Annotated in this window: 1 protein-coding gene and 1 pseudogene; both read right to left on the bottom strand. The window is 58.9% G+C overall.

Annotated elements, in window-relative coordinates; translation table 11 throughout:
• A pseudogene (locus tag D8V06_RS06240) lies at nt 1-494 on the bottom strand (putrescine ABC transporter permease PotH); the annotation flags it as partial.
• A 35-nt stretch (nt 495-529) separates the two neighbouring features.
• The coding region (locus D8V06_RS06235; protein WP_130930631.1) for a TOBE domain-containing protein at nt 530-1,012 on the bottom strand (483 nt) is incomplete at its 5' end.

The following is a 1,012-nucleotide window of genomic DNA, read 5'->3' as shown; positions in this document are numbered from 1 at the left end:
ATGTAAACCGCGAGGTTGGTGTTGAGGATCTGCAGCGGTTCGTCGATCCAGCCCATGCTCATCAGGAAACCGTTGAGCAGGCCGTTGTTGCTGAGGATGCCCATCCACGCATAGACGCGGATCAGGATCGCGGTCCAGGTCGGCATCATGATCAGCAGCACCAGCACCGTTTGCAGCTCTTTGCGGGCGCTGGCAATGGCGTAGGCCATCGGGTAGCCGATCAGCAGGCAGAGGATGGTGCTGATCAGCGCCATCTTCAGCGAGCCGAGGTACGCGGCGATGTACAACTCGTCATCGCCCAGCATCGCGTAGTTGCCCAGGTTCAGCAGCAACTGCAGCTTCTGTTCGGCGTAGCTGTAGATTTCAGTGTACGGCGGGATGGCCACGTCGGCTTCGGCAAAGCTGATCTTCAGAACGATGAAGAACGGCAACATGAAGAACAGGAACAGCCAGATGAAGGGAACCCCGATGACCAACTGGCGGCCACCGGGAATTATTCGATTGAGACGGCGTTTGAATTTGCGCATGTTCATGAGCGAAGTACCACGCCGCTATCGTCTTCCCAGTACACGTAGACCTGATCACCCCAGGTCGGACGCTGCCCGCGACGTTCGGCGTTGGCGACGAATGACTGCACCAGCTTGCCGCTTGGCAACTCGACGTAGAACACCGAGTGCCCGCCCAGGTAAGCGATGTCGTGCACCTTGCCGCTGGACCAGTTGTACTGGCAGGTCGGCATGTCGGCGGTGACCAGCAGTTTTTCCGGACGGATCGCGTAGGTCACCGACTTGTCCTGTACCGAAGTGCTGATGCCGTGGCCGACGTAGATCTGCCGGTCCAGGTCTTTGCAGGTAATGATCGCGTGGCCTTCGGCGTCGTCGATCACTTCACCTTCGAAGATGTTGACGTTGCCGATGAATTCGCAGACCAGGCGACTGGTCGGGGTCTCGTAGATGTCGATCGGGCTGCCGATCTGGGCGATCCAGCCCAGGTGCATGATCGCGATGCGCTC

The organism is Pseudomonas sp. Sample_24 (genome assembly GCF_004307605.1).
In the GTDB taxonomy this organism is placed as follows: Bacteria; Pseudomonadota; Gammaproteobacteria; order Pseudomonadales; family Pseudomonadaceae; genus Aquipseudomonas.
The sequence above is the reverse complement of the archived record's forward strand: the minus strand, read 5'-3'. Positions and strand labels throughout refer to the sequence as shown.